This is a genomic window from Brachybacterium endophyticum (assembly GCF_003130585.1).
In the GTDB taxonomy this organism is placed as follows: Bacteria; Actinomycetota; Actinomycetes; order Actinomycetales; family Dermabacteraceae; genus Brachybacterium; species Brachybacterium endophyticum.
In genome coordinates this window covers 338,453-361,610 of record NZ_QFKX01000002.1, presented here as the reverse complement: position 1 = coordinate 361,610, position 23,158 = coordinate 338,453, and the positions used below count along the sequence as shown (strand labels likewise).

Here is a 23,158-nt window from a genome sequence, read left to right as displayed (position 1 = left end):
CGTTCCACGACCACATCGAGACCTGCGGGGCCGGCCGATCGCCGCCCACCTGCAGCGACCTCCGTCGGTCGCCGCAGGAGGCGAGAGTAACCCCGGGCTCGCGTGTGCAGTGGGTCTCAGCCGACATTCGGGGCATTTCGCAATCTATCCGTGACCTGCACGGTCGGTAACCGCTCGCCCGTCCCCCGGTGCGGCCGACCGCTGCGAATCACCGCGGCCGGTCGGCCGTGCGGCGTCCACGTCCCGGAGCGTTCGTCGGCCGTGCCCGATAGATTGGTGTCATGACCCCGAGCCCCGATCCGGACCTGCCGGCCACGACGGTCCCGGACCCGATGCAGGCACCCGCCGTGCGCTGGGCCGTGGTCTCGCCGGGGCACATCGCCACCCAGTTCACCGAGACCGTCCACCGTGCCACCGCCTCGCGGGTGGTGGCCGTGACCTCGCGCTCGGCCGAGCGCGCCCAGGAGTTCGCGACCACCCACGGCGTGGACGCGGCGTACGACTCGCTGCCGCGGATGCTCGCGACCGGGGGCTTCGACGCGGTGTACATCGCCTCTCCCCACACCTCCCACCACGAGATGGCTCGCGCGGTGCTCGAGGCGGGGTTCCCGGTGCTGCTCGAGAAGGCCTTCACGATGGACGCCGCCCAGGCCCGCGACCTCGTCGAGCTCGCGCGAGAGCGCGGCCTGTTCCTGATGGAGGCCATGTGGTCGCGGTTCCTGCCCCGCTTCGACATCGTGCGCCAGGTCCTCATGGCCGGGACCATCGGGGAGATCGTGTCGCTGCGCGCGAGCCACGGCCAGCACTTCCCCTTCGACCCCTCGCATCGCCTGCACGCCCCGGAGCTGGGCGGCGGCGCCCTGTTGGACCTGGGGATCTACCCGCTCAGCTTCGCCCAGATGGTGCTGGGCGACCTGCAGGAGGTCACCGCGAGCGGCACCCTCACACCTGCCGGCGTCGACGAGACCGTGCACGTCCTGGCGTCCTCCTCCGCGCATCCCCGGGCGCGCGCCTCGCTGGAGACCACGCTCGCCGCTCGGGGTGCCAACGATGCGACGATCCTGGGGACGCTCGGCCGCATCCACCTGCCGGACATGTTCCTCGCTCCCGGTGAGGTGATCGTCGAGCTGCACGACGGAGGGCGCGCCGTCGCCGCCGATCCGGTCGTGCCCGACGACGGCCTCGCCTACGAAGCCGCCGAGGCGGCACGCCGGATCGCAGCCGGCGACACACAATCACCACTCATGACCTGGGAGGACACCCTGTCCGTGATGACCGCCGTCGATGCGGTGCGCACCCAGGTCACCCCGCAGGGGGACGACGACCGCCAGGAGGCACCCCGCCCATGACCGCCACGTCGATCGGCATGCGCACCCTGCTCGTGCCCAGTCCCCGTCCGCCGCGGCGCGGCATCTTCATCTCCTTCGAGGGAGGCGAGGCCGCCGGCAAGACCACCCAGATCGGTCTGCTGCGCGAGCACCTGCTCACCGAGCGCGAGGTCTCCGAGGATCTCGTGCTCACCACGCGCGAGCCCGGGGGCACGGAGCTGGGCACCTCGATCCGCGGTCTTCTGCTGCACGGCGGCGACGTCACCCCCCGTGCGGAGGCCCTGATGTACGCGGCCGATCGCGCCCACCACATCGAGACCGTGGTGCGACCGCACCTGGCGCGGGGCGGCCTCGTGCTCGCCGACCGCTACCTCGACTCCTCCATCGCCTATCAGGGCGTGGGACGCGACCTCAAGCAGGACCAGATCGCCGCCCTGAACCTCTGGGCGACCGACGGGCTGCTGCCTCATCGCACGATCCTGCTGGACCTGCCGCCCGATGCGCTCTCGGACAGGCGCGAGGCCCATTCCCTGGACCGACTGGAGCGCGAGGGCCGGGAGTTCCACGACGCCGTGCGCACCGAGTTCCTCGACCTCGCGCAGGCCGAGCCGGAGCGCTTCGTGATCGTGGACGCCTCGCGCACTCCGCAGGAGGTCCATCAGGACGTGCTCGCCGCCATCGGCGAGGACCTCGCGCAGCTGGACCCGACCTTCGAGCCCGACTCCACCCATCCGGGGGCCGACGAGCGATGAGCACGGTCGACGAGGTGGACGCAGCGGGGGCGGCAGAAACGGCGGGGACGGCGGGCACCGTCTGGCAGGACGTCGTCGGCCAGGAGGCCGCCGTCGCCCAGTTCCGTCGAGCAGCCTCCCCGGAGGGGTCCCTCGCGCAGGCCTGGCTGATCACCGGCCCGCCCGGATCCGGGCGCTCCACCGCGGCACGCGCCTTCGCCGCGACCCTGGAGTGCGAGAGGGGGACGGGATGCGGTCGCTGCCACGCCTGTCGCACGGTGCTCTCCGGCACCCATCCGGACGTCACGGCCGTGGCGACCGACAAGCTCTCGATCTCCAAGGACGAGGTGCGCTCGCTGGTGATGACCGCGCAGCGCTCCCCCGCCACCGGCGCCCAACGGGTGATCATCATCGAGGACGCCGACCGCATGAGCGCCGGCACCTTCAACGTGCTGCTGAAGTCGATCGAGGAGCCGCCTCCGCACACGGTCTGGATGCTGTGCGCACCCTCGGCGGAGGATCTCGCCTCGACCATCCGCTCCCGCTGCCGCGTGGTCTCGCTCGCCATCCCGCGGCCCGAGCAGGTCGCCGAGCTGCTGGTGCGCCGCGATGGCGCGGATCCCGCGCTGGCCGACCGCGCCGCGCGCGCCGCCCAGGGCCACATCGGTCTCGCGCTGCGGTACGCGACCCGGCCCGGGGAGCTCGAGGCGCGCGAGGAATCGGCACGCACGCTGCTGGGGCTGCGCAGCAGCGGGCAGGCCGTGCTCGCCGCCGGATCACTGGTGGAGCGTGCGAACGCCGAGGCGGCCGCGTCCGCGGACGACGACGCCGCAGCGCGGAAGGAAGCCTTCCTGCGCTCTGCCGGCATCGAGGACGGCAAGATCCCGCCGTCGCTGCGTGGTCAGATGCGCCAGCTCGAGGAGGATGCGAAGCGTCGTCGCACCCGACTCGTGCGCGACGTCCTGGACCGCTATCTCCTGGATGCCCACTCGGTGCTGCGCGACGTGCTGGTGGTGCAGCTGGGCACGGAGGCGGACCTGGTGAACCCCGGTGTGCGCGAGGAGATCATGCACGCCGCCCAGGGCGGCGACCCGCAGGTCACCCTCGCCCTGCTGGACGCCGTCCAGCAGGCGCGCGCACGGATCGCGGGCAACGTCCCGCCGCTGCTGGCGACCGAGGCGCTGCTGGCCAGGATCGCCGTGCGCTCCGGCTGAACAGGCGGCGTCAGCTCCCCGCCGGCGCCTCGTCCTGCTGGGTGGCGTCGTCCTGCTGGGTGGCGTCGTCCTGCTGCCCGGTGCCCTCCGGAGCGGCGTCCGAGGCGTCCTCCGGGGCTGCGGTGCCGGCCGCGTCGGCGCCGCCGGCATCGTCCGCCCCGCTCGCCGCCGTGCCGGAGGCCGAACGGTCCAGGTCGACCGTGAACTCGTCCACGACCACGCCCTCGCCGGTCTCGGCCTGCGGGCGGGGGTCCTCCTTGCCGGTCTCCGAGTGCGAGCCGCAGCCGTACTCCATGTGGACCACGTGACCGTCGGCCACGGACCACTCGTTCGTGCACACCCCGAACTCGGTGCGCAGCGATCCGTTCAACAGGGTGAGGAACCCGCAGGAGGAGCAGGTCGCCGTGACGGTGCCGCGCCGACGCCGGGTCGAGGTCTGGCGGGGCCCGAACTCGCCGTGGGCCCAGCGCTCGGCGGCCTCCTCGCGTCCCTCCGGCGAGAGCACGCGCGGGCGCCCCAGTCCCAGCTCCCACTGGGCGACGCGGTCGGCCTCCTCGTCGTCGGTCTGCTCGTAGCCCGGCTCGAGGCGCTCGTCGGTCTCCTCGAAGGGCAGCAGGTCCTCGGAGCCCACGTCCGAGGGCTTCAGGCGCTCGGACCAGGGCTCCCAGTCGGGCGCCAGCAGCGCCCCGTCACCCGGGAGCAGCACGGTCTCGCAGACGGTCGCCTGCTTGGCGCGGGGCGCACGGGCGAGGACCACGTTCCACGACCAGCCGCGATAATCCGGCATCTCGCACGCGAAGATGTGCGTGACCAGGCGCTCCCCGCTGGCCTCGACGCCCAGGTGCTCCCCGACCTGCCCGGGTCCGGTGACCTCGATCAGGGCGTCACGGGCGAGGTCGACGGCCGCGGCGCTGACGGCGTCGAGCTTGGGCCGGGCGCTGCGGGTGCGGGGGCGGCGCGTCGACGCTGCGGGGCGTGCGGCGGCCTTCTCCTCCGGAGCGGCGGTCGAGCCGCTCTCGGGCGTGGTGCTGGGATCGGTATCGGCAGTCATCGGCATGCGGTGGGTGTCCTCAGGCCTCGAAGTTGTCGGCGACGGCGCGCAGGACGGTCGCGATCTTGTGGGAGTGCCCGGCGTCCGGGTAGCGCCCCTTGCGCAGTCCGTTCCCGGCATCGTCCAGCAGACGGATCACGTCCTCGACCATGGTCGCCATGTCATCCGGCTTGGGCCGGCGTGCCCGGCTGACCGACGGGGCGGCCTCGAGCAGGCGCAGCGAGAGCGCCTGCGGGCCGCGGCGGCCGTCGGCGACGTCGAACTCGACACGGGTGCCGGGGCGCAGGGTCTCGGCTCCCTCGGGCAGCGTCGAGGCGTGCACGTACACGCTCTCGCCGGACTCGTCGTCCCGCACGAAGCCGAAGCCCTTCTCGGCGTCGTAGAACTTGACCTTGCCACGAGGCACGCGGATCCCTGTCCTTCACGGAGTCGTCTGGTGTCGGCCGAACGGTGTCGACCATCTGGTGATGCTGGCCCGCGCGTCCGCCTCTCGGGCACACGCGCGACGCTCAAGTCTACCGCGCGCGCAAGCACGATCGCCTCGGCTTTTCGGCCTCCGTGAGCGGGGACGCATCGGGACACCGGGCCGGGGCCCGGGGCCCGGCCCGGGGACCGGAGTCCGATCAGCGCGGGAGATCCTCGCGCCGTCGGGCGAGCGGGATCTCGATGCGGGGCCATCCTCTCCGGCCCGCAGCTCCCTGCTCCGCACCCTGCTCAGTCCGTCCCCCGGTGCCCGGAGGAACGGCACCGACAGCGCCCGCCGCCTCGCCCTCCAGGCCGAGCAACCCGAGCGCCCCCTCGAGGAGCATCGCGGTGAAACCCCAGACGAACCGGTCGTCACTGAGGGAGAACACGGGACCCACGTCCCGGCCGTCATACCTGCCGGCGAAGCGACACCGGCGGTCGGTCAGCGAGTCCTCACCGATCAGGGGCAGGCGGACGACCCGTTCGACCTCCAGCGGATCGCGGGCCTCGAGCGCCGGATGATGCGGCGCCCAGGCGGCGACGGGGTGGACGACCTGGCCGCGCCACGGCATCGGGATGGGGGCGAACTCCCCGAGCACCCGCACCTCCTCGGGGTCCAGGCCGGTCTCCTCCTGCGCCTCTCTCAGCGCGGTCGCCCGGACGTCGGCGTCCTCCGGCTCGACGCCGCCGCCCGGCAGCGCGAACTGGCCGGGCTGGGAGCGCATGCGGTGCCCCCGCTCCTCCACGACGACCTGCGCCTGGTCGATCTCCTCCCCCGTGACCAGGAGCAGGACGGCACTGCGGCGGGTCAGGGGTCTGGCGGGCCCCGGGCTGCGCGGGGCGGCGAGCGGCACCGATCCGGAACGGGCCTGCTCTGCGAAGGAGCGGAGGAACCCGGGGACGTCCTCGGTGCCCGGTGTGGGCGAGATCGTGCTGGCCACGCATTCCTCCTCCCGGGCCGTCGGACTGCGACCCCGTCGTTCTGCTCCGGCCCCGGTGTCGCCCGAGGGGGCCGCCGCGCCCGAGGGGCCGCTGCGCCCCTCGTGCGCCCCCGGGTGCGGGCCCGCGGCGCGGACGGGTAGCCTGTCATCCTCGTGACCACGTACGTTGCGGCATGCGACGCACGGAACGTGATAGCAAGCACGCATTCGCGCGCCGTATCGGTCACAATGGTCCCCAAGAAGACGGTCCCGGCCCCGACGGGATCACCGAGATCAGGAGGTTCCGTGGACGAGAACATCGTACGTTCATCCCCGCTCTTCGCGGCGCTCGACGACGACGGCAAGCAGGCCGTGCTCGCATCGATGTCGCAGGAGGACTACCACCGCGGTGCGGTGATCTTCCGTGAGGGCGACCAGGGCGACCGCCTGTTCATCATCGGCGCCGGCAAGGTGAAGGTCGGACACGCCTCCGGCGACGGCCGCGAGAACCTGCTGGCCGTCCTCGGCCCGGGTGAGACCCTCGGTGAGCTCTCGCTGTTCGACCCCGCGCCGCGCAACGCCACGGCCACCGCGGTCGCCGAGTCCACCCTGTACTCGCTGACCCAGCAGGATCTCTACCGGGTGCTCTCGCAGCGTCCCGAGGTGGCGCGCCACCTGCTGGCCTCGCTCGCCCGACGCCTGCGCAAGACCAACGAGTCGCTGGCCGACCTCGTCTTCGCCGACGTGCCCGGCCGCGTCGCCAAGAACCTGCTCGACCTGGCCCAGCGCTTCGGTCGTCAGACCGACGACGGCGTGATGGTCTCCCACGGCCTCACGCAGGAGGAGCTCGCCCAGCTCGTGGGCGCCTCCCGCGAGACCGTCAACAAGGCGCTCGCGGACTTCGCCTCCCGGAGCTGGATCCGGCTCGAGGCCCGCGCGGTGCTGCTGATCGACGTCGAGCGCCTGCGCCGCCGCGCCCGCTGACTCCTGACCTCGCTCGACTCCGAGGATCCCGGATCGATGAACAGGGCCGGGTCGCCGCTGATGCGGTGACCCGGCCCTGTCGTGTCGTCCGACGGGGAAGGCTCTGGGGAGAAGGCTCTGCGGCGAAGGCCCTGCGGAGAACGCTCGGGGCAGACGGCTCCGGACGCAGCCGGACGCGTGTGCTCGGCGCTCAGCGCTCAGCGCGCCCCGTTCTCAGCGGGTGCGGGAGATGTGGTCCAGGACCGCCCGCAGGGAGTCCTCGGCCGCTCCGCGCAGGCCGGGGTCCAGCGCCTCCCCGTACACGGCCCGCAGCAGTCGGTCCATGCTCAGCGCACCGGCCGCCCGGGCCTGCCGCACCTGATCGATGCGCTCCTCGCGGTGGGCGATCATCGACTCGATCGCCTCGAGCGCCTCGAGCGGGCTCTCGGCGACGGACCCGTGACCCGGGTGCAGCGAGGAGATCCGGCCGTCGGTCGCCAGCGCCCGCATCACCGCGAGGGACTGCAGGTGCTCGGTGAGACTGCCGTCCGGCGGGGAGATGACCGTCGAGGAGCCGTCCCCCAGCAGGGTGTCCCCGGTGAGCATGCGGCCGCCCTCGACGAGCAGGCCGACGGAATCGGCGGTGTGCCCCGGCAGGTGGATCACGTGGCCGACGATCCCGTTCTCGCTGATGAGCTCGGAAGGAGGGGTCTGCGCCCCCGCCACCGCGCGAGGATCGGCCGCCCACAGCCGCACCTCGCAGCCGGTGCGGTTCTGCAGCTGTCGGCGCAGCGTCCCGGCGCCCGCGGTGTGATCGTCGTGGCGGTGGGTGACCAGCACGCCCATCGGCCGCGGGCCACAGGCGCGGATCACGGCCGTCAGGTGCGGGACGTCGAGCGGCCCGGGATCCACGACCCAGCTCTGCTCGCCGTCACGCAGCACGTACGTGTTGGTGCCCTGCAGGGTCATCGGGCCGGGGTTGTCGGCCCGGATCAGCTCGAGCTCGACACCCGGTGCCGCCGGATCGCGCTGGAAGGAGTCCTCCTCCATCAGGAGTCCTCCTCGCTCAGGAGTCCGTGAGCGGACGCTTCATGTAGGCGACCAGGTTCTCGGGGTTCGGCCCCGGCACGACCTGGACGAGCTCCCACCCGTCGGATCCGTAGTTGTCCAGGATCTGCTTGGTGGCATGGATGATCAGCGGCACGGTGAGGTACTCGAAGCGCGTCATGGAACTCATGGCGCGAGCCTACCGGGATCGGGTCCGCCGTCGGGACCCGGTCCTCGGCGTCGGGAGCGTGCTCGAGCGTTCGGATCGTCGGCCGGGTCCGCGCTGCGGTCAGTCGCCGGAGGCGCGGGCGGCGGTGCGGTCCAGCACGGCGTACCAGTCCTGGATGCCCGGATGCTGGCGCAGCAGCCTGCGGCGCTCACGCTCGGTCATCCCGCCCCAGACGCCGAACTCGATGCGGTTGTCCAGCGCATCGGCCAGACACTCCATCCGCACCGGGCACCCCTGGCACGCGGTCTTGATCTTCTGCTGGTCGGCGCCTTGGACGAAAAAACCGTCCGGATCCAGCTGAGTGCATGCCCCCCGGGCCGCCCAGCTGCGATCATCCGTGCCGCGGATCCTACTGATCGTCACGAATGTCCCCTCTTCTCGAATCCACATCGATCCGTTCTGGTGCGTCAGCGTATCGAGATCCTCACCACAGCGCCAATCCCCCGTGAACGAGTGGGTACGAATCCCGTTAAACGAGTGGGGACGAACGGCTTTGGCGGCCCGTACCGTCGGAGCTTTCCGGGACCCGTGCGGAGGATCGCCGGCGCAGGACTCCGCATCGATGGCCGGGGCCACGGATCCGCTGGCTCGAGCCGAGGCGCTCAGCTCGCCGGTCTTGCAGCCCCGCAGCACCGCAGCCCCGGACCATCCGCCCCGCAGGTGGGCCTGCGCGGGACGAATAGCGCATCATCTGCAATATCTCGCAGATGATGCGCTATTCGTCCCGTCGCGGCCCGTGCCCGGGTTACGGCACCGGGTTACGGGCAAGGGCCACCGCCCCGTCCCCCTCCGGCCTCCTTCCGACGGACGTCACGCACTGCGCGCGGGACGCGCCCGTCGGCCTCGTGGCTCCCGACCCCCGAGCGCCGTACTGTGTCCTCATGGTTGCCCCTGACTCCGCCCCTCGTGGATCTGCCGGCCCCGCCTCGGTGCCTGGTGCCCTGCTGCGCGTCTTCTCGCTGCTGCTGGGCATGCTCGCCGTGGCCGGCATCGCCGGGGTGCTGCTGGCGGCGTTCTTCCTCCCGGCGGTCTCGATGACGTCGGCCGTCGCCAAGGACGGCGCGGACCTGTTCGACTCCCTGCCCTCGGAGCTGGAGACGCAGCCGCTGAACGAGGCGAGCCGGATCGAGGCCTCCGACGGTTCCCTGCTCGCGACGTTCTACAGCGAGAACCGGATCATGGTGCCGCTGGACGAGATCTCGCCGAACGTCCAGCACGCCGTCGTCGACATCGAGGACCACCGCTTCTACGACCACGGCGGCATGGACTTCCAGGGCACCGTCCGCGCCCTCGCGAACAACGCCGCGTCCGGCGCCACCCAGGGCGGATCCACGCTCACCCAGCAGTACGTCAAGAACGCCCTGCTGATGGACGCCGAGCAGAAGCACGACAAGAAGGCGGTGGCGGAGGCGACCGAGCAGAGCTACGGCCGCAAGCTGCGCGAGGCCAAGCTCGCGATCTCCCTCGAGAAACGCTGGAGCAAGGACGAGGTCCTCAACGCCTACCTCAACGTCGCCCAGTTCGGGCCTTCCCAGTACGGGGTGCAGACGGGCGCCCAGCACTACTTCTCCAAGGACGCCAAGGACCTCAACCCCGGTGAGGCGGCGCTGCTGGCCGGCATCACGAACAGCCCCAACGGCAACGACCCCAAGACGAACCCGAAGCAGGCCGAGAAGCGGCGCAACGAAGTGCTCTCGGCGATGCTGCGCTACGACCACATCTCGCAGAAGGACTACGACACGTACTCCCAGCAGTCCATCGACGACATGCTGGACGTCAAGAACATCCAGGCCGGCTGCGGCGACGCGGGCTCCAACGGCTTCTTCTGCGACTACGTGACCCGGACCCTGCTGAACGACCCCTCCTTCGGCAAGACCTACGAGGACCGCCAGAAGCTGCTGTACGGCGGCGGGCTCACGATCAAGACCACGCTGGATCCGAAGCTCCAGAAGGACGCCCAGAAGATCGTGGACCGCAAGGTCCCGCAGGACGACCCGAGCGGATTCGGGCACTCGATCGTCACCGTCGAGCCGGGCACGGGCAAGGTGCTGGTGATGGCCGAGAACCGCACCTTCGACCCGCACGCCGGCGCCGAGGGCGGCAAGACCTCCCTGAACTACAACGTCCCGCAGGCGCTCGGCGGGTCGAGCGGCTTCCCCGTGGGCTCGACGTTCAAGCCTTACGTGCTCACCGACTGGCTCGAGCACGGCAAGTCGATCTACGACAAGGTCGGCACCGCCCGCAAGAAGATGAGGACCTTCCCGGCGCAGTGCCTGAGCAAGGGCCGCTGGTTCGAGACCCAGGGCTACAACCCCGACAACGCGGTCTCCGTGCCGCTGTCGGCCCAGGAGACCGTGCTGAACGCGACGAAGTTCTCGGTCAACACCGCATACGCCAACATGGCCCGCGAACTGGACCTGTGCGACATCGCCGAGCAGGCCCGCTCCCTGGGCGCGATCCCCGCGACCTACAGCCCCTACGAGAAGTCCACGTCGGACATGCCGATCGAGGAGATGTACAAGACCGAGCTGGCCCCCTCCGTGGTCGTCCTCGGGGAGCTGCGCATCTCCGCTCTCGACCAGGCGGCGGCGTACGCGACGTACGCGGCCGAGGGCACCTACTGCAAGCCCACCGGCATCGACGAGGTCATCGACCGCGACGGCAAGAAGATGAAGGACGTCGGCGCCGGGCAGTGCGAGCAGAAGATCTCCAAGTCCACGGCCGACAAGGTCTCCTGGGTGCTCAAGCAGGACCTCAAGGATCCTCGAGCGACCGGCAAGGGCAAGGTGATCCCCGGGCACGACGCTGGCGGGAAGACCGGCACCTCCGGCTCGCAGTACCACACCTGGTACGTGGGCTTCACGCGGCAGATGAGCACCGCCGTCTGGTTCGGCAACCCCACCCGCAACGTGCGGCCCGCCGGCTTCAAGGTCGACGGCGAGATGCTCAAGCGCGGCGAGGTCTGGGGCAACACGGTCTCCCTGCCCACGTGGCAGGAGTTCATGATCGACGCGCACAAGAAGAAGAACCTGCCGAACGAGAAGTTCCCGAAGCAGCCCAAGGGCGCGCCCAAGGAGACCGATCCGGGCAAGGGTGGCGGCGGCCGCGTGAACACCGGCGGCTCCAACGCCGGGACGAACGACACCGGCGGCGCTGAGGGTGGCCAGCAGGGCGGCGGCCAGGGCGGCCAGCAGGGCCAGGGTGGCCAGCAGGGCCAGCAGGGCCAGGACCAGCAGGACACGGGCGACTGAGGATGACCCGCGCCCGCACAGCAGCGATCGCGGTGGCGGGGGGCGGGGTGCTCGCTGCCGCCGCGGCGCACGTCTGGTCCCGTCACATCGAGATCGACCGGTTCACCGTTCGCGAGCACGAGCTGCGGATCCTCCGGCCGGGCGCCCGCCCGGTGCGGATCCTGCACATCAGCGACGCCCACCTGGTGCCGGATCAGCAGCGCAAGCTGAGCTTCCTGCGCCATCTCGAGACGCTCAAGCCGCACCTGGTGATCGACACCGGCGACAACATCGCCTCGGCGGCGTCGATCCCGGTGCTGGCCGACGCGATCGACCCCCTGCTGCGCCGGCCCGGCGCCTTTGTCATGGGGTCGAACGACATGTACGCCCCGCACCCGAAGAACCCGCTGCGCTATTTCCTGTCCGACCCGCGCCCCCAGGGATTCACCGGTCCCGACCGCGAGCCCGACCTCCCCGTCGGCGCGCTGCGGTCCGCCCTCTCCGCCCACGGCTGGGTGGACCTCACGAACACTCGCGGGAGTCTCGCGCTGACGGGCCTGCAGGTGGACCTGGTGGGGGTCGACGACCCCCACCTGGAGCGCGACGAGTTCCCGGCCCGGGCGGCGTCCACTCGGGAAGGAGTCGCTTCGGGTGGAGCCGCTTCGGGTGAGGTCGCTGCGGATGAGGTCTCACCGAGCGGGACCGCGACGGATGAGGTCGCTACGGAGGGGGCCGCTCCGGGCTCGCTGCGGATCGGGGTCGCGCACGCCCCGTACCAGCGCGTGCTCGATGCGTTCGTGGAGGACGGCGTCGACCTGATCTTCGCCGGGCACACGCACGGTGGACAGCTCCGGGTGCCCGGCTTCGGCGCCCTGGTCACGAACTGCGACCTGCCCCGTCGGCAGGCGCGCGGCCTCTCGACCTGGCGAGGTGTACCTCTGAACGTGAGCGGAGGGCTCGGCGCGAGCCCGTACTCGAACTTCCGCTTCGCGAACCCTCCGGAGGCGACGTTGCTCACGTTGCGCTCTCGCCTGCCCTGACAGGTCGCGACCACTCGCGCGGGCTTGGTATCGTTTCCCGTCGGAGAACGGCACACGGCATCGCCTCGGCGAACCACCGCGGACCGCTCACCGACCCAGACCTCGGGGTGTGGCGCAGCTTGGTAGCGCGCCTCGTTCGGGACGAGGAGGTCGCAGGTTCAAATCCTGTCACCCCGACCAGCGTCATGAAGGGCCCCTGCTTCGGCAGGGGCCCTTCGCGTGTTCGGCGGTGGCGGGCGGTCGGGCCGCGAGGACCGTCTGCGTCTGCGTCGGCGTCGGTGTCGGCGTCGGCGTCGGCCAGCGGATCAACTGGCCGCGGGCGTCGCGCCGTGGACGGCGAGCCGTCGGACCGCGACCCTCGAACCGTCGGGCAGTGGGCCTCAAGCCGTCGGGCCATGGATGTTTGTGGCCGCGGATGGACATATAGCGCACGCCCTGCCATATATGGCACAGCGTGCGCTATGAGTCCCTCGCAGGCCCGCGACCGCTCCGCGCCAACACCCGGCCCCCCCCTGCCGCCCCCGCCCCTGCCCCGCCCCTGCCCGACCCGACCCGACCCGCCCCTACCCTGACCCGACCTGGCGCCGCTTCCCCCGCATTCCCGCCGCCCGGGAAAACCGAAGAAAACGGTCTAACCACCCCGCGAGAAACCCTGAATCACAACGGTGTGATTACCACACGAAAATCGGACATCGTGTCTTCGACACGGCGGAAATGGCTGGAATACTTAAAATCTTGGCAAAGGGATCAGATAGTGGCCGTAAAGGCCCTACGTAAGTACAGAAGGCGTCCGCCTAGAGTGACCACGGTGCCTCTCCCCAGGTACCGGTCGAGAAGTCGCTCCCGCCACCGTTCTCGACCCACTTCCTCACTTCCCTGGGTGGCGGGCGCAGCGAACCCCTAGGGTGTCGCTTCCCGTGGGCGGGACACTGTGCGGCGACAGAGAAAGCGACTGCAACCTATGTTCCGCACCAGCACCCGGCGCACGCATCGTGCTGCGGGTCCAGCCGTGATCGACTACCGGGGTCTGACGACCCCCGTCGGTCGCACCGTCGGCGGCATGGCCGTCGTCGGCGCCGTGACGGCAACGGCCTCCCTGCAGGCCATGGGCTCCGCTGATGCCGCGACCGCTCCGGCACCTGCCCACCCCTCGACGACTGCTCCGTCGGCCCCCGTCGCGGGTTCCGCCGTCGCCGCAGCCAAGTCGACGCCCGCCCCCGCCGCCTACAAGAACGTCAAGCTGCGCTTCGGCGCACGCGGTTCGGCCGTCTCGTCGCTCCAGAAGAGCCTCAACGCCAAGGGTGCGCGGCTCGCCACGGACGGCGTCTTCGGTTCCAAGACCCTCAGCGCCGTGAAGTCGTTCCAGCGCAGCGCTGGGATCCACGTGGACGGCGTCGTCGGCCCGTCCACCTGGGGCAAGCTCGGGTCGTCCTCGGGCTCCGGCTCCTCCTCGTCCAGCCACCCGAAGCTGCGCAGCGGCTCGAGCGGCTCGGCGGTCAAGACCCTGCAGCGCTCCCTGAACGAGCACGGTGCAGGCATCTCGGTCGACGGCGTCTTCGGGTCCCGGACCCTGAGCTCCGTCAAGGCCTTCCAGCGCGCAGCCGGCATCTCCGCCGACGGCGTGGTCGGCACGAACACGTGGGCGAAGCTCTCGTCCTCGAGCGCGAACATCGGCGGTTCGGGAGGCGGCTCCTCGAGCGGCTCCTTCAACGGCCAGGGCATCATCAACACCGCCCGCAGCGTGAAGGGGTCCCCCTACAAGTGGGGGGGGTTCGAGCCCGTCGACCGGTTTCGACTGCTCGGGCCTGGTCAAGTACGCCTACAACGCCCACGGCATCACGGTGCCGCGGACAGCTAAGCAGCTGACCTTCGGCGGCCGGATCATCTCCCAGTCGCAGGCGAAGCCCGGCGACCTGGTGGCGTTCACCGGCAACGACTACGGACACATCGGCATCTATGTGGGTAACAACCAGATCATCGATGCCTCTGGTTCGCAGCAGAGGGTCGTGGAGCGCACCATCTGGAGCGCCCCCCACGTCTTCGTGACCTACCGCTGATCCCCTGATCCGCGTGAGGTCCTAGAGACCACGTCATGCCTGCTCGGTGCTGTGAGCACCAACGGGAAGGAGCAGGACGGCGTGTGAGGAGCCCGGTCGGTCCGCCGGCCGGGCTCCTCTGTGTCCGGGCTCGTCCATGTCCGGCGTCCTTCGTGGCCGGGCTCCTCTGTGTCCGGGGGCCGGACGTCGAGCGGCGAAGACCCCGGCATGCCCTCGCACCTGTGACAGACTTGCCATGCACGCCGTCCAGGTCAGAGAGGATCCATCCGCATGTCCGACCCGATCAGTCTGGTTCCGCTCCCCCGCTCCGTCATCTGGTCCTCGGGCACGTGGGAGACCACCGACCCCTGGGAAGGCCTCTCGGTCGGGATCTCGGAGGATCTGCCGCGCACCGAGTACGCCCTGTCGATCACCCCTTCCGGTGCGCATCTGAGCGCCGGCAGCGAGGCCGCGCTGGCCGACGGCCGCAACACCTTCAACCAGATCGTCCTCACCGCCGACGGCTCGATCCCCTGCGTCACCATCTCCGACAGCCCGGAGCACGCATGGCGCGGAGTGCACCTGGACGTCGCACGGCACTTCTTCGACGTCGAGACGCTCCACCGCTTCATCGACGCCCTCGCGCTGCACCGCCTGAACGTGCTCCACCTGCACCTGACCGATGATCAGGGCTGGCGCGTCGAGATCAAGGGATACCCGAAGCTCACGGAGTTCGGCTCGCGGCGAGAGCGCACGCTCGTCGGCCACATGAGCGGCGAGCCGGAGTCCTGGGAGTTCGACGACACCCCTCACGAGGGCTTCTACACCCAGGACGAGCTGCGCGAGCTGGTGACCTACGCCCAGAACCGCGGCGTCATGATCGTCCCGGAGATCGATCTGCCCGGGCACATGCAGGCCGCGATCGCCTCCTACCCCGAGCTGGGGAACTTCCCGAACCAGCAGATCGAGGTGCGGCAGGTCTGGGGCATCTCCGACCACGTGCTCGGCGTCTCCGACCAGGCCTTCGACTTCGTGCGCGATGTGCTCGAGCAGGTCGCCGGCATCTTCCCCGCACCCTTCTTCCACATCGGCGGCGACGAGTGCCCGCGCACGGAGTGGGAGCGCTCGAGCGACGCCCGCAACAAGATGAACGAGTGGGGCCTGACCCGCGTCTCCGAGATCCAGGGCCGCTTCACCCGGTTCGCGAGCGACGTGCTGGCCGAGCAGGGCAAGACGGTGGTCGCCTGGGACGAGGTCCTGGAGTCCCACGTGCCCGACGACGTGGTCGTCATGAACTGGCGCACGGACGACGGCCTGAAGGAGTCGCTGGACCGCGGCTTCCGCACCGTCGTCTCCACCAGCTCCCACCTGTACTTCGACTACTACCAGGGCAATCCGAAGAAGGAGCCGCTCGCGATCGGCGGGGACCTCTCCCTCAAGGACGTCTACACCGACCAGCTGCTGCCCAAGAAGCTCGACGAGGGGACCTCGGCGCTGGTCCTGGGCGTCCAGGGCCAGGTGTGGACCGAGTACATCGCCACCCCCGAGCAGCTCGGCTACATGGCCTTCCCGCGCGTCTGCGCGCTGGCCGAGCGGGCCTGGGGCTCGCCCGAGCAGTCGTTCTCGCAGTTCGAGGAGCGACTGCGCGGTCACCTCCCCCGCCTGGACGCCCTGGGCGTCTCGTACCGTCCTCTGGACTGATACGGGGCCACCATGAGCTCCTCGCACCGGGATGCGCATCCCTACGGGCGCTCGAACGTGGACGTGCGGCGCCGCGATGCGCGGCGCCGCCGTCAGCGCCGGGTCCGGATCACCCAGCTGATCGTGTTCTCCGTGGCGATGATCGGGATCGTCTGCGCGCTCGCGTATGCGCTCCGGCAGCTCACGGAGGACGGCGGCACCGCCGCCGGACCCTCCGATGCGGGCACCAGCGTCCCCCTCGGCGCGGACGGCGTGCAGTGCCCTGCGCCCGGGTCCAAGCCCGTCGCACCCGAGGACGTCAGCGTCACGGTGCTGAACGGGACCTCGCGCAGCGGGCTGGCCGCGGACGTCGCGGGCACTCTCGAGGACCGTGGATTCGACCCCGGGAAGGCCGGCAACACCAAGGCCTCCTCCGGCCCGGTGACGATCGTCTACGGACCCTCCGGATATCTCGCGGCCACGAGCGTCGCCGCAGAGTTCGACGACCCCAGCCTCCGCCTCGAGGAGGATCGGGAGGACTCGACGGTCGACGTGCTGATCGGCGACGGTTTCAAGGACCTGCGGGCGAAGTCGAAGGCCGCCGAGACACGGACGAAGGCCGCGGCCGTGCCGTCCGGGTGCTCCGGCGCCACCACGGGCGCATCGGACGGCGGCGCGGCGGGCTGAGAAGGATCGATGGAGCCCGCGAAGGGCTGATCAGTCCTTCCAGGTGCGGCGGTCGGACTCCATTCGGGAGCCGATGAACAGGCTCATCACACCCGCGAATCCGATCAGCACCACGATGGTCAGGAACACCGCGGAGGTGGAGCGGGAGCTGGGCATCAGTCCGGACAGCATCGTGTTGATGCCGGCGCTGCTGTCGGCCCGCGGACCCGAGGAGCTCGCGAGCTGCGGATCCACGTGCACGGTCACGGTCGCGCGGTAGCGGACGCCGTCGTCGTCCTCGACGGTGTAGTCGACCGGCGAGGTGCGGCCCCGGAAGCCGTCGGCGGGCACGAACGTGAGCACGCCGTCGCTGCCCACGCGGTACTCCCCCTCCCCCGGCACCACCAGATGGGTGCCCGAGTAGCGGTCGAGCTCGTCGAGGTTGGCGGCGTCCAGCGCGCTGATCCGCACCGTCGCCGGGGCGAGCGGGGCCGTCGTCGCACCGGCGGTGTCGTTGGCCAGCAGATCGACCTGGACGGTGCGCCCCGGAGCGGTGCGCAGGTCGTCGTCGCGCAGCACGGCCCCGGTGTCGGAGACCAGCGCGGTCAGCGTGCTGGTGGCGGTGGTGTCGTCGGCGTAGGAGCCGCTCCCCGTCAGCGAGACCTGGCTGCGCAGGCCGTTGCGGGCGCCCTGGACGGGATCGAAGGTCACCAGGCGGGAGTCCACGTCGATCTCCCAGGTGCCCTGGTCGGGTATGCGCAGCTCGCGCCCGCTGTCGTCGAGCTCCGCGCCGTCCGGCAGGTCCTTGTCCGAGAAGCGCAGCGAGTCGGCCTGGACGTAGTGGGAGGCGTCCATGGGGTCGAAGCCGATGGTGTTGCCGCCGGCACCGACCTCGGTCTGGTCCAGCATCGCGGGATACCCGGGGCTCAACGTGGCCACGCCTGCCGTGTTCCCGTCGTCGTCGCGGCCGGTCACACCGATGGGGTCGGCCTCGGTCACCCCGTCGTCCTCGGGGGTGAAGCGGACGCGCTGGTCCGAGCGGTCGAGGGTCCAGGTGCCCTGGCCCGCCACCTTCGCACGGGTGCCGTCATCGGTGACGGTGACGGCCCCGGAGCCCTTCGCGCCGTCGCCCGCCGCACCGCCGTCCGAGGTGGTCGCGCCGTCTCCTGCGTCGTCCGCGTCCTGCCCGCTGCCCTGGTCGCCGCCGGCCTGCTCCTGGCCGCCCTGCTCCCCGGTCGCGCTCCCGGAGTCGGACCCGCTCCCGGAGCCGCCGTCGGATCCGCTCGCATCGGAGCCGTCCGAGGTCTTGATGCTCTCCAGCGGGACCAGACGCAACGTCGAGGCATCGACGTCCTCCTGGTCCTCGCCGACCGCGAAGTCGACGGGGTCGCCATAGGCGGAGGCGCGCACCATGTCGGTGAGCACCGGGGTGCTCAGGCCGACGACGCCGGTGCTCAGGATGGAGCCGTCCTTCGACTCGGTGACGAAGCGGGCGGGCTCCGGCGAGCGGCCCAGGTGCCCGGAGGAGGGGATGAAGGTGAGCGAGCTGTTGTCCGGGGAGAGCTGCCAGATGCCCTCGTCGGCGACGAACAGGCGTCGCCCGTCGCCCGACAGCGAGCTGCCGGCGGGCATCGTGTCCAGCAGCAGCCGGATCCGCGCGGTCCCCTCGGGCACCAGCTTCCCGTTCAGCGGCAGGCTCACGGTGGTGCCGGCGGGGGCGGTGACGTCCTTCTCGGTGACGGCGCTGGGATCGACCTCCAGGTCGACCGCATGGGAGCGGACGCCGTTGGTGGCCTCCACGGTGATCGCTATCGGGGCGGGGTCGCTCCCGTCGGAGTCGGAGGCCGGGGTGTAGACCAGGCTCTCGCCCTGGACGGTCCAGGTGCCCTGCCCCTCGACCGACAAGGACGAGCCGTCGGAGGCGAGCGTCATCGCATCGAGCTGGGATCCGCTGGCCTCCGAGGGGACGGCCAGTCTCGCCGTGTCCAGCTGCAGCTGGTCCTCCGCGCCGTCCTCCAGCAGGCTGCTGAGGGGGACACGGTTGACCACGCCGGGAGCGACCGTGATCGAGTCGCGCGAGAGCGGCAGCTCGAAGGGACCCTTCTCCCCGAGCGCGAGGGCGGCCGACGGGCTGACGAGCGAGATCATCAGTCCGAGCACGAGGACCAGGCCGAGGCGCAGCGAACGCCTGCTCGCGGACCGGAGGGCCGCGGTGCGGCGCGGCGACTCGTCGGGCGGCGCGGTGCGATCGGGGCGTTCCCGGTGCGGGACGGGTCGCGGCAGCGCCACGCGCGCGGCGCGCGTGGGCGGCGGGGTCGCATCCGTGCCGGGCACCCGGTCACGGTACCAGCAGGAACGCCGCATCCTGCGGTCTCGTTCCCGGGAGGGGACGACGTCCCGGTGCCCTCAGCGGGGCCGCAGCAGGGAAGGGCGCAGACCACGGGCGACCTCCGCCGGTGTGGTGGAGATCGGGGTGTGCTCGGGACCCGGCAGGAACGGTCCGCTGTGGGCGCGCAGCAGGATCCGCGCGCCGACGACCACCTCGGCGCGCTCCCCCTCCCCTCCCTGCCAGAGGCGCTCATGGACCTCGCTGACGTCCCGGGCCCCGGCAGCACGCAGCCCCAGGTCCCCGGCGGCGTGGGCGGCACCCTCGAGGAGGCGTCGCACGGAGCTCTCCCCAGGGGCCGGGCCGTCGGAGGCTATCAAGGCGCTGACGTGCAGGAAGGTGGGGTCACCGCGCCACTGCAGACCGGTGGGACGGTCGCGCCCCGCCCGGTGCTCGGAGAACTCGAGGGCCGGGGTCGGCGCGGGCGCGCTCCGGCCGGTCTCGCGCAGCGCGGAGAGCAGGGCGCCGAGGATCTCACGCACCCGGGCACGGGCATCCTGCGGGGTGGCGATCCGCGGCAGCGCCGACGTGGGACCGGTGGGCACTCCAATCATCCGGCCACCTCCGCTCAGCGGCTCGCGCTCTCCCCCGGCTGCGCACCCGGGTCTGCGCGGGGCTCGCGCGGACGGCCCCACGCTATCCACGAGCACCTGCTGCTGCCGATGGGGAGAAGTCCCCATCGGCAGCGCGGCCGGCTCACTCGGCGGCGACGAACTCGATGGGGCTGATCTGGGAGTAGCGGTCCTCGCGGATCGAGACCACGCCCACGCCGCCGATGAACGGGGCCAGGGCCTGCGGGTTCTTGCCGGGGTTCGCCAGCACCACCTGGAAGCCGAAGTGGCGGAACGACTCCATCGCGGCGGTGATGAACTTGCCCGCGCCCTTCGAGAACGCCTCGTCGATGATGATCGGCGCGTAGCGGGGCACATCGATGCCGGTCCCCGCGAGCTGGTAGCGCAGGGCCGCGGCCAGGCAGAACGTGGTCAGCCGCTCGTTCTGACCGCCCGAGAGCGGGCCGCCGGACTCGTGAGCGTGGACGACGTTGCCCTCGCCGTCGACCTCCTCGGCGTGGAAGTGCACGTGGCGGCGCACGTCCAGGATCGCCCGGGAGACCTGGTCGTCCTTGGTGCGGGCACCGGCGATCAGCTCCATCAGGTGACGCAGGGAGACGAAGCGTTCCTCGGCCTTCTCCCGGTCCCGGGTGATGTCGTTCTCGATGGTCCCGGCGACGGCGTCCTCGAGGGCCTTCTTGAACTCGTCGAGCGCCGCCAGGTGCACCGGCCGCATGGACAGCTGCAGGTACCGGCCGGAATGGAACTCGACCTGCGAGAGCAGCGCGTTGATGCGCTGCAGGCGCTTCTTGATCTCCGCGGGCTCGCGGGCGATGGCGGTCGCCAGCGCCTGCACGTCCCCGAGGGTGTTGCCGGTGAAGAACTCGAAGAAGCGGTCCTCGACGTCCGGGAGCTTCTCCTCCTCGATGCGCTGCAGGATGGCGAGGTGGTCGCCGGCGGCGTCGAGGGAGACATCCGTGTCACCGGCCTCGGCGGGCCAGCGTCGGGCGAACTCGCGCATCGCGGTGCGCATGTCCTCCTCGGCCCGGGAGGTGCGCTTGGTCAGGTCCACCAGCTCGGCGTCCAGGGTCGCCGAGGCGTCCTTGGTGACCTGGTCGATCGTGGAGAGCACGATGGTGGGCGCGATCGCGTGGAAGCGCTCGGAGAGCTCCTCCTCGACCTCCGGGGTGAGCGAGCGCTCGCTCAGCCGCTCCTTGGCCTTGGCGAGCCGTTCGCCGGCCCGCTCGGCCTGCTCACCGAGCTTGCCGACACTGCGTGCGACCTCGAGGAGCTCCTCGTCGGCGTCGGTGATGGACTGCTCGACGTCGTCGATCTGCCGGGCGAGGTCGGCGAGGGCCTCGGAGCCGGACTCGGCCGCCCGCACCATGTCCCGGAGGTTCGCGATGCGCCGAGCGACCGACGCCGCGTCGATGTCGTCCCATTCCACGGCGGCGAGCGCCTGCAGGGCGAACAGGCGCTCACGGCGCCGCTCGGCCTCGTTCTCGACGTCCTTGCGCTGGGCCTGCGCCTCGAACAGGGCCTGCTCGGCGCGGGTGCGCTCGCTCTCGAAGACGGCGCGCTTGCCGCGGTTGTCGAAGCCCAGCACCCACTGGGAGCGGTCGTTGATCGCCCGGTCGGTGTTCTTCTCGTGCCGCGAGGCCGAATGCTTGATCTGTCCCGAGCGCAGCACGGCCCGGTTCAGGCGGGTGAACTCGCCGAGGTCCTCCGCGCACACGTAGTCCATGCGCGAGGCGATCTCCCCGCTGAGCCAGGTGTGGAACTCGCCGTCCTTGACGTCGAGCTTCGCCGCGAGCGTGGCCGGATCGATCCGCCGTGCGGGCCGGGTGAGATCGGTGTTGACCCGGTTGTAGGAGATGCGGCGGCGCAGCCGGGTGCGATCGATGACGCCGGCGACCTCCCGGTAGACCCGCTCGGGCACGAGGATCGAGCGGGCGAGCCCGCGCAGGGCCTGCTCGGCGGCGGCGGTCCATTCCTCCTCGCCGCTGCTGACCTGCAGCAGCTCGGCCGCGAAGGGGAGGTCGGTGGGGGCGACGCCGACCTCGCGGGCGATCATGTCGCGCACCGTGATGTCCTCGGAGTGCAGGTTGGAGGCGCGGGAGGTCAGCGACTCCAGCTCCGCGACGGTCTGCTGGAGGTCCTTCTGGAGGTCGCGGACCTTCGCCTCGGCCTGCCAGCGGTTCTCGTCGGCACCCTTCTCCTCGCTCTCCAGGGTGCGCCGCAGCTGGTCGACCTCGCGCTGGGTGGCCAGGAACAGGTCCTCGCTGACAGGCGTGCGCAGCTCGACGGTCGCGAGCTGGGAGGCGAATTCCGCGGCCCTCTCCTTACGGCGCTCGCGTTCGACGTCCAGGCCGGCGATCTGCTGCTTCCAGTCGTCGATCTCGCCACCACCGGCCCGACGGCGCTGCTCCTTGAGCTGGACGAGGTCGGCGCGGGAATCGGCGAGGTCCTGGGTCAGGCGACGCTGCTGGGCGCCCACACGGTCCCGCTCGAGCTGCAGGCGCTCCTGCTCGCCCTCGAGGAGGCGGACCAGGTGCTGGGCGGCGTAGACGTCGATGTCGCTGCGACGGTCCACGAGCTCCCCGCCCCGCTGGCGCATCTCCTTCCAGGAGGTGTGGGCGTCCCGCAGGCCCCGCAGCAGGTCCCGCTGCTCGCGCGCGGTGATCAGTGCGTCGTAGACCTCGGAGAGGTTGTGGAAGTTCGTCAGCGCCTGATCGGCGAGCTCGAAGGTGCGGGGCTCGTCGAGCATGTAGTCGCGCAGCAGGGCGTTGACGTCGCCGAGCTCCTTGGCGCTCTGGATCTTGTGGAGCAGGCCCAGCGCCTTCTCGTCGGGGATGCCCAGGAGCTGGCAGAACTTCGCGCGGTACTCGCGGAACTGGCGGAAGGTCTCGGTGCCGGGTTGGGCGGCCTCGAGGGCACGTCCCTCGATCTGACTGGAGACGAACTGGCGCAGGTCCGTCGTGTCCAGGGGCTTGCGGGCGATCACGTACAGGCTCTTCACGTCCGAGTCCGACGTGTGACCGGCCTGCAGCAGCAGCAGACGCGAGAGCTGGACGGTGCCGCCCTGCCCGTCCGAGAAGCGCAGCGTGAGGACCGTCAGCGTGGTCTTCTCGCGCAGCACCTCCTGGCTGAACTCGCCGGTCGCGGCGTCGTAGTGCATCGCCCAGGCGCCGCGCACGTAGCTGGCGACGGTGCGGCGGTACTTCGAGCGGGCGGGGCCGGCGTCCGACGCGGCGGCGTTGAAGTGGAGGGTGCGCGGCGGGGTGAGCAGCGCGCTGATCGCGTCCAGCAACGTGGACTTGCCGGTGCCGGGGCCGCCGGTCAGGAAGTAGCCGCGCGGGGAGATCTCGAGGTCGTGGGTGCCGTGGAAGGTCCCCCAGTTCGACACCTGCACGTGCACCAGGCGCCACTGGCCGGGGTGCGGGTGCTCCGGATCGGTCTGCGCGGGAGCGGCGCTCTCGCCGGTCTCCTCGGCGAGGCCCGGCAGGTCGAGGGTCGTTGCATCGGAATCCACCCCAGAAGGGTACCGGGGACGGCGGGGCGCGGGGTGCGGGCGGGGTGCGCGGGGCACGACGGGGCGGGCAGCCCCTGCGAGTGGGCAGA

The 23,158-nt window shown here is 71.2% G+C and carries 19 protein-coding genes and 1 tRNA gene; 11 read left to right on the top strand and 9 right to left on the bottom strand.

Annotated elements, in window-relative coordinates; all coding sequences use genetic code 11:
- Positions 1-281 precede the first annotated feature (281 nt).
- From DEO23_RS05950 to DEO23_RS05940, 3 genes are read left to right on the top strand one after another with little or no spacing between them, the layout of a single operon-like run.
- Positions 282-1,349: a Gfo/Idh/MocA family protein gene (locus tag DEO23_RS05950; RefSeq protein WP_109275098.1), complete on the top strand. Its 1,068-nt coding sequence runs from the start codon at positions 282-284 to the stop codon at positions 1,347-1,349.
- Complete coding sequence (gene tmk / locus DEO23_RS05945; protein WP_240613242.1) at positions 1,346-2,080, top strand: dTMP kinase; 735 nt, start codon at positions 1,346-1,348, stop codon at positions 2,078-2,080. The genes DEO23_RS05950 and tmk overlap by 4 nt, the downstream gene beginning before the upstream one ends.
- Positions 2,077-3,273 carry a DNA polymerase III subunit delta' gene (locus DEO23_RS05940; RefSeq protein WP_109275097.1) on the top strand — a complete coding sequence of 399 codons (1,197 nt, stop codon included), beginning with the start codon at positions 2,077-2,079 and terminating at the stop codon, positions 3,271-3,273. The genes tmk and DEO23_RS05940 overlap by 4 nt, the downstream gene beginning before the upstream one ends.
- Before the next feature lie 10 nt (positions 3,274-3,283).
- Here the strand turns inward: DEO23_RS05940 and DEO23_RS05935 are convergent, their stop codons facing one another.
- The 3 genes from DEO23_RS05935 to DEO23_RS05925 all read right to left on the bottom strand — a co-directional run bounded on the left by DEO23_RS05935 (position 3,284) and on the right by DEO23_RS05925 (position 5,730).
- Positions 3,284-4,330, bottom strand: coding sequence for a DUF3027 domain-containing protein (locus tag DEO23_RS05935; RefSeq protein WP_240613241.1), 1,047 nt, complete (start codon positions 4,328-4,330; stop codon positions 3,284-3,286).
- A 13-nt stretch (positions 4,331-4,343) separates the two neighbouring features.
- Positions 4,344-4,730, bottom strand: a complete 387-nt coding sequence (locus DEO23_RS05930) for a cold-shock protein (RefSeq protein ID WP_109275096.1) — start codon at positions 4,728-4,730, stop codon at positions 4,344-4,346.
- A 217-nt stretch (positions 4,731-4,947) separates the two neighbouring features.
- On the bottom strand, positions 4,948-5,730 hold the full coding sequence (locus tag DEO23_RS05925; protein WP_240613240.1) for an NUDIX hydrolase: 783 nt from the start codon (positions 5,728-5,730) through the stop codon (positions 4,948-4,950).
- Between the two features lie 285 nt (positions 5,731-6,015).
- On the opposite strand from DEO23_RS05925, the gene DEO23_RS05920 reads away from it, so the two are divergent.
- Positions 6,016-6,693 carry a Crp/Fnr family transcriptional regulator gene (locus DEO23_RS05920; RefSeq protein WP_109275094.1) on the top strand — a complete coding sequence of 226 codons (678 nt, stop codon included), beginning with the start codon at positions 6,016-6,018 and terminating at the stop codon, positions 6,691-6,693.
- A 213-nt stretch (positions 6,694-6,906) separates the two neighbouring features.
- On the opposite strand, the gene DEO23_RS05915 is transcribed toward DEO23_RS05920, so the two are convergent.
- The 3 genes from DEO23_RS05915 to DEO23_RS16665 all read right to left on the bottom strand — a co-directional run bounded on the left by DEO23_RS05915 (position 6,907) and on the right by DEO23_RS16665 (position 8,524).
- Entirely contained in the window at positions 6,907-7,722 is an 816-nt protein-coding gene (locus tag DEO23_RS05915) for an MBL fold metallo-hydrolase (RefSeq protein WP_109275093.1), read from the bottom strand.
- Positions 7,723-7,738: 16 nt separating this feature from the next.
- Complete coding sequence (locus tag DEO23_RS05910) at positions 7,739-7,909, bottom strand: Sp36 family protein (RefSeq protein ID WP_109275092.1); 171 nt, start codon at positions 7,907-7,909, stop codon at positions 7,739-7,741.
- 99 nt (positions 7,910-8,008) lie between these two features.
- Entirely contained in the window at positions 8,009-8,524 is a 516-nt protein-coding gene (locus tag DEO23_RS16665) for a WhiB family transcriptional regulator (RefSeq protein ID WP_476695644.1), read from the bottom strand.
- Positions 8,525-8,829: 305 nt separating this feature from the next.
- On the opposite strand from DEO23_RS16665, the gene DEO23_RS05900 reads away from it, so the two are divergent.
- The 7 genes from DEO23_RS05900 to DEO23_RS05875 all read left to right on the top strand — a co-directional run bounded on the left by DEO23_RS05900 (position 8,830) and on the right by DEO23_RS05875 (position 16,621).
- Positions 8,830-11,199 (top strand): transglycosylase domain-containing protein, encoded by a 2,370-nt coding sequence (locus DEO23_RS05900; RefSeq protein WP_205678879.1) that lies wholly within the window; start codon positions 8,830-8,832, stop codon positions 11,197-11,199.
- A gap of 2 nt (positions 11,200-11,201) precedes the next feature.
- Entirely contained in the window at positions 11,202-12,218 is a 1,017-nt protein-coding gene (locus tag DEO23_RS05895) for a metallophosphoesterase (protein ID WP_109275090.1), read from the top strand.
- Between the two features lie 103 nt (positions 12,219-12,321).
- A tRNA-Pro gene (locus tag DEO23_RS05890) sits at positions 12,322-12,398 on the top strand.
- 781 nt (positions 12,399-13,179) lie between these two features.
- Positions 13,180-14,076 (top strand): peptidoglycan-binding domain-containing protein, encoded by an 897-nt coding sequence (locus DEO23_RS05885; RefSeq protein WP_240613239.1) that lies wholly within the window; start codon positions 13,180-13,182, stop codon positions 14,074-14,076.
- A complete protein-coding gene (locus DEO23_RS16325; RefSeq protein ID WP_240613310.1) occupies positions 14,024-14,275 on the top strand; it encodes a C40 family peptidase in 252 nt (83 codons plus the stop codon). The genes DEO23_RS05885 and DEO23_RS16325 overlap by 53 nt, the downstream gene beginning before the upstream one ends.
- Positions 14,276-14,545: 270 nt before the next feature.
- Positions 14,546-15,955, top strand: coding sequence for a beta-N-acetylhexosaminidase (locus DEO23_RS05880; RefSeq protein ID WP_109275089.1), 1,410 nt, complete (start codon positions 14,546-14,548; stop codon positions 15,953-15,955).
- Positions 15,956-15,967: 12 nt separating this feature from the next.
- Positions 15,968-16,621 (top strand): LytR C-terminal domain-containing protein, encoded by a 654-nt coding sequence (locus tag DEO23_RS05875; RefSeq protein WP_109275088.1) that lies wholly within the window; start codon positions 15,968-15,970, stop codon positions 16,619-16,621.
- 30 nt (positions 16,622-16,651) lie between these two features.
- Here the strand turns inward: DEO23_RS05875 and DEO23_RS05870 are convergent, their stop codons facing one another.
- The 3 genes from DEO23_RS05870 to DEO23_RS05860 form a co-directional block, all read right to left on the bottom strand.
- On the bottom strand, positions 16,652-18,934 hold the full coding sequence (locus DEO23_RS05870) for an Ig-like domain-containing protein (RefSeq protein ID WP_133249849.1): 2,283 nt from the start codon (positions 18,932-18,934) through the stop codon (positions 16,652-16,654).
- 72 nt (positions 18,935-19,006) lie between these two features.
- Entirely contained in the window at positions 19,007-19,540 is a 534-nt protein-coding gene (locus tag DEO23_RS05865) for a hypothetical protein (RefSeq protein ID WP_133249848.1), read from the bottom strand.
- 142 nt (positions 19,541-19,682) lie between these two features.
- Entirely contained in the window at positions 19,683-23,069 is a 3,387-nt protein-coding gene (locus tag DEO23_RS05860) for an ATP-binding protein (protein ID WP_109275085.1), read from the bottom strand.
- Positions 23,070-23,158 lie beyond the last annotated feature (89 nt).

Coding starts and splice junctions, on each gene's coding strand:
- DEO23_RS05935 (WP_240613241.1), bottom strand. CDS start 4,330: ATGCCGATGACTGCCGATACCGATCCCAGCACCACGCCCGAGAGCGGC.
- DEO23_RS05940 (WP_109275097.1), top strand. CDS start 2,077: ATGAGCACGGTCGACGAGGTGGACGCAGCGGGGGCGGCAGAAACGGCG.
- DEO23_RS05880 (WP_109275089.1), top strand. CDS start 14,546: ATGTCCGACCCGATCAGTCTGGTTCCGCTCCCCCGCTCCGTCATCTGG.
- DEO23_RS05895 (WP_109275090.1), top strand. CDS start 11,202: ATGACCCGCGCCCGCACAGCAGCGATCGCGGTGGCGGGGGGCGGGGTG.
- DEO23_RS05865 (WP_133249848.1), bottom strand. CDS start 19,540: ATGATTGGAGTGCCCACCGGTCCCACGTCGGCGCTGCCGCGGATCGCC.
- DEO23_RS05950 (WP_109275098.1), top strand. CDS start 282: ATGACCCCGAGCCCCGATCCGGACCTGCCGGCCACGACGGTCCCGGAC.
- DEO23_RS05915 (WP_109275093.1), bottom strand. CDS start 7,722: ATGGAGGAGGACTCCTTCCAGCGCGATCCGGCGGCACCGGGTGTCGAG.
- DEO23_RS05885 (WP_240613239.1), top strand. CDS start 13,180: ATGTTCCGCACCAGCACCCGGCGCACGCATCGTGCTGCGGGTCCAGCC.
- DEO23_RS05900 (WP_205678879.1), top strand. CDS start 8,830: ATGGTTGCCCCTGACTCCGCCCCTCGTGGATCTGCCGGCCCCGCCTCG.
- DEO23_RS05875 (WP_109275088.1), top strand. CDS start 15,968: ATGAGCTCCTCGCACCGGGATGCGCATCCCTACGGGCGCTCGAACGTG.
- DEO23_RS05910 (WP_109275092.1), bottom strand. CDS start 7,909: ATGAGTTCCATGACGCGCTTCGAGTACCTCACCGTGCCGCTGATCATC.
- tmk (WP_240613242.1), top strand. CDS start 1,346: ATGACCGCCACGTCGATCGGCATGCGCACCCTGCTCGTGCCCAGTCCC.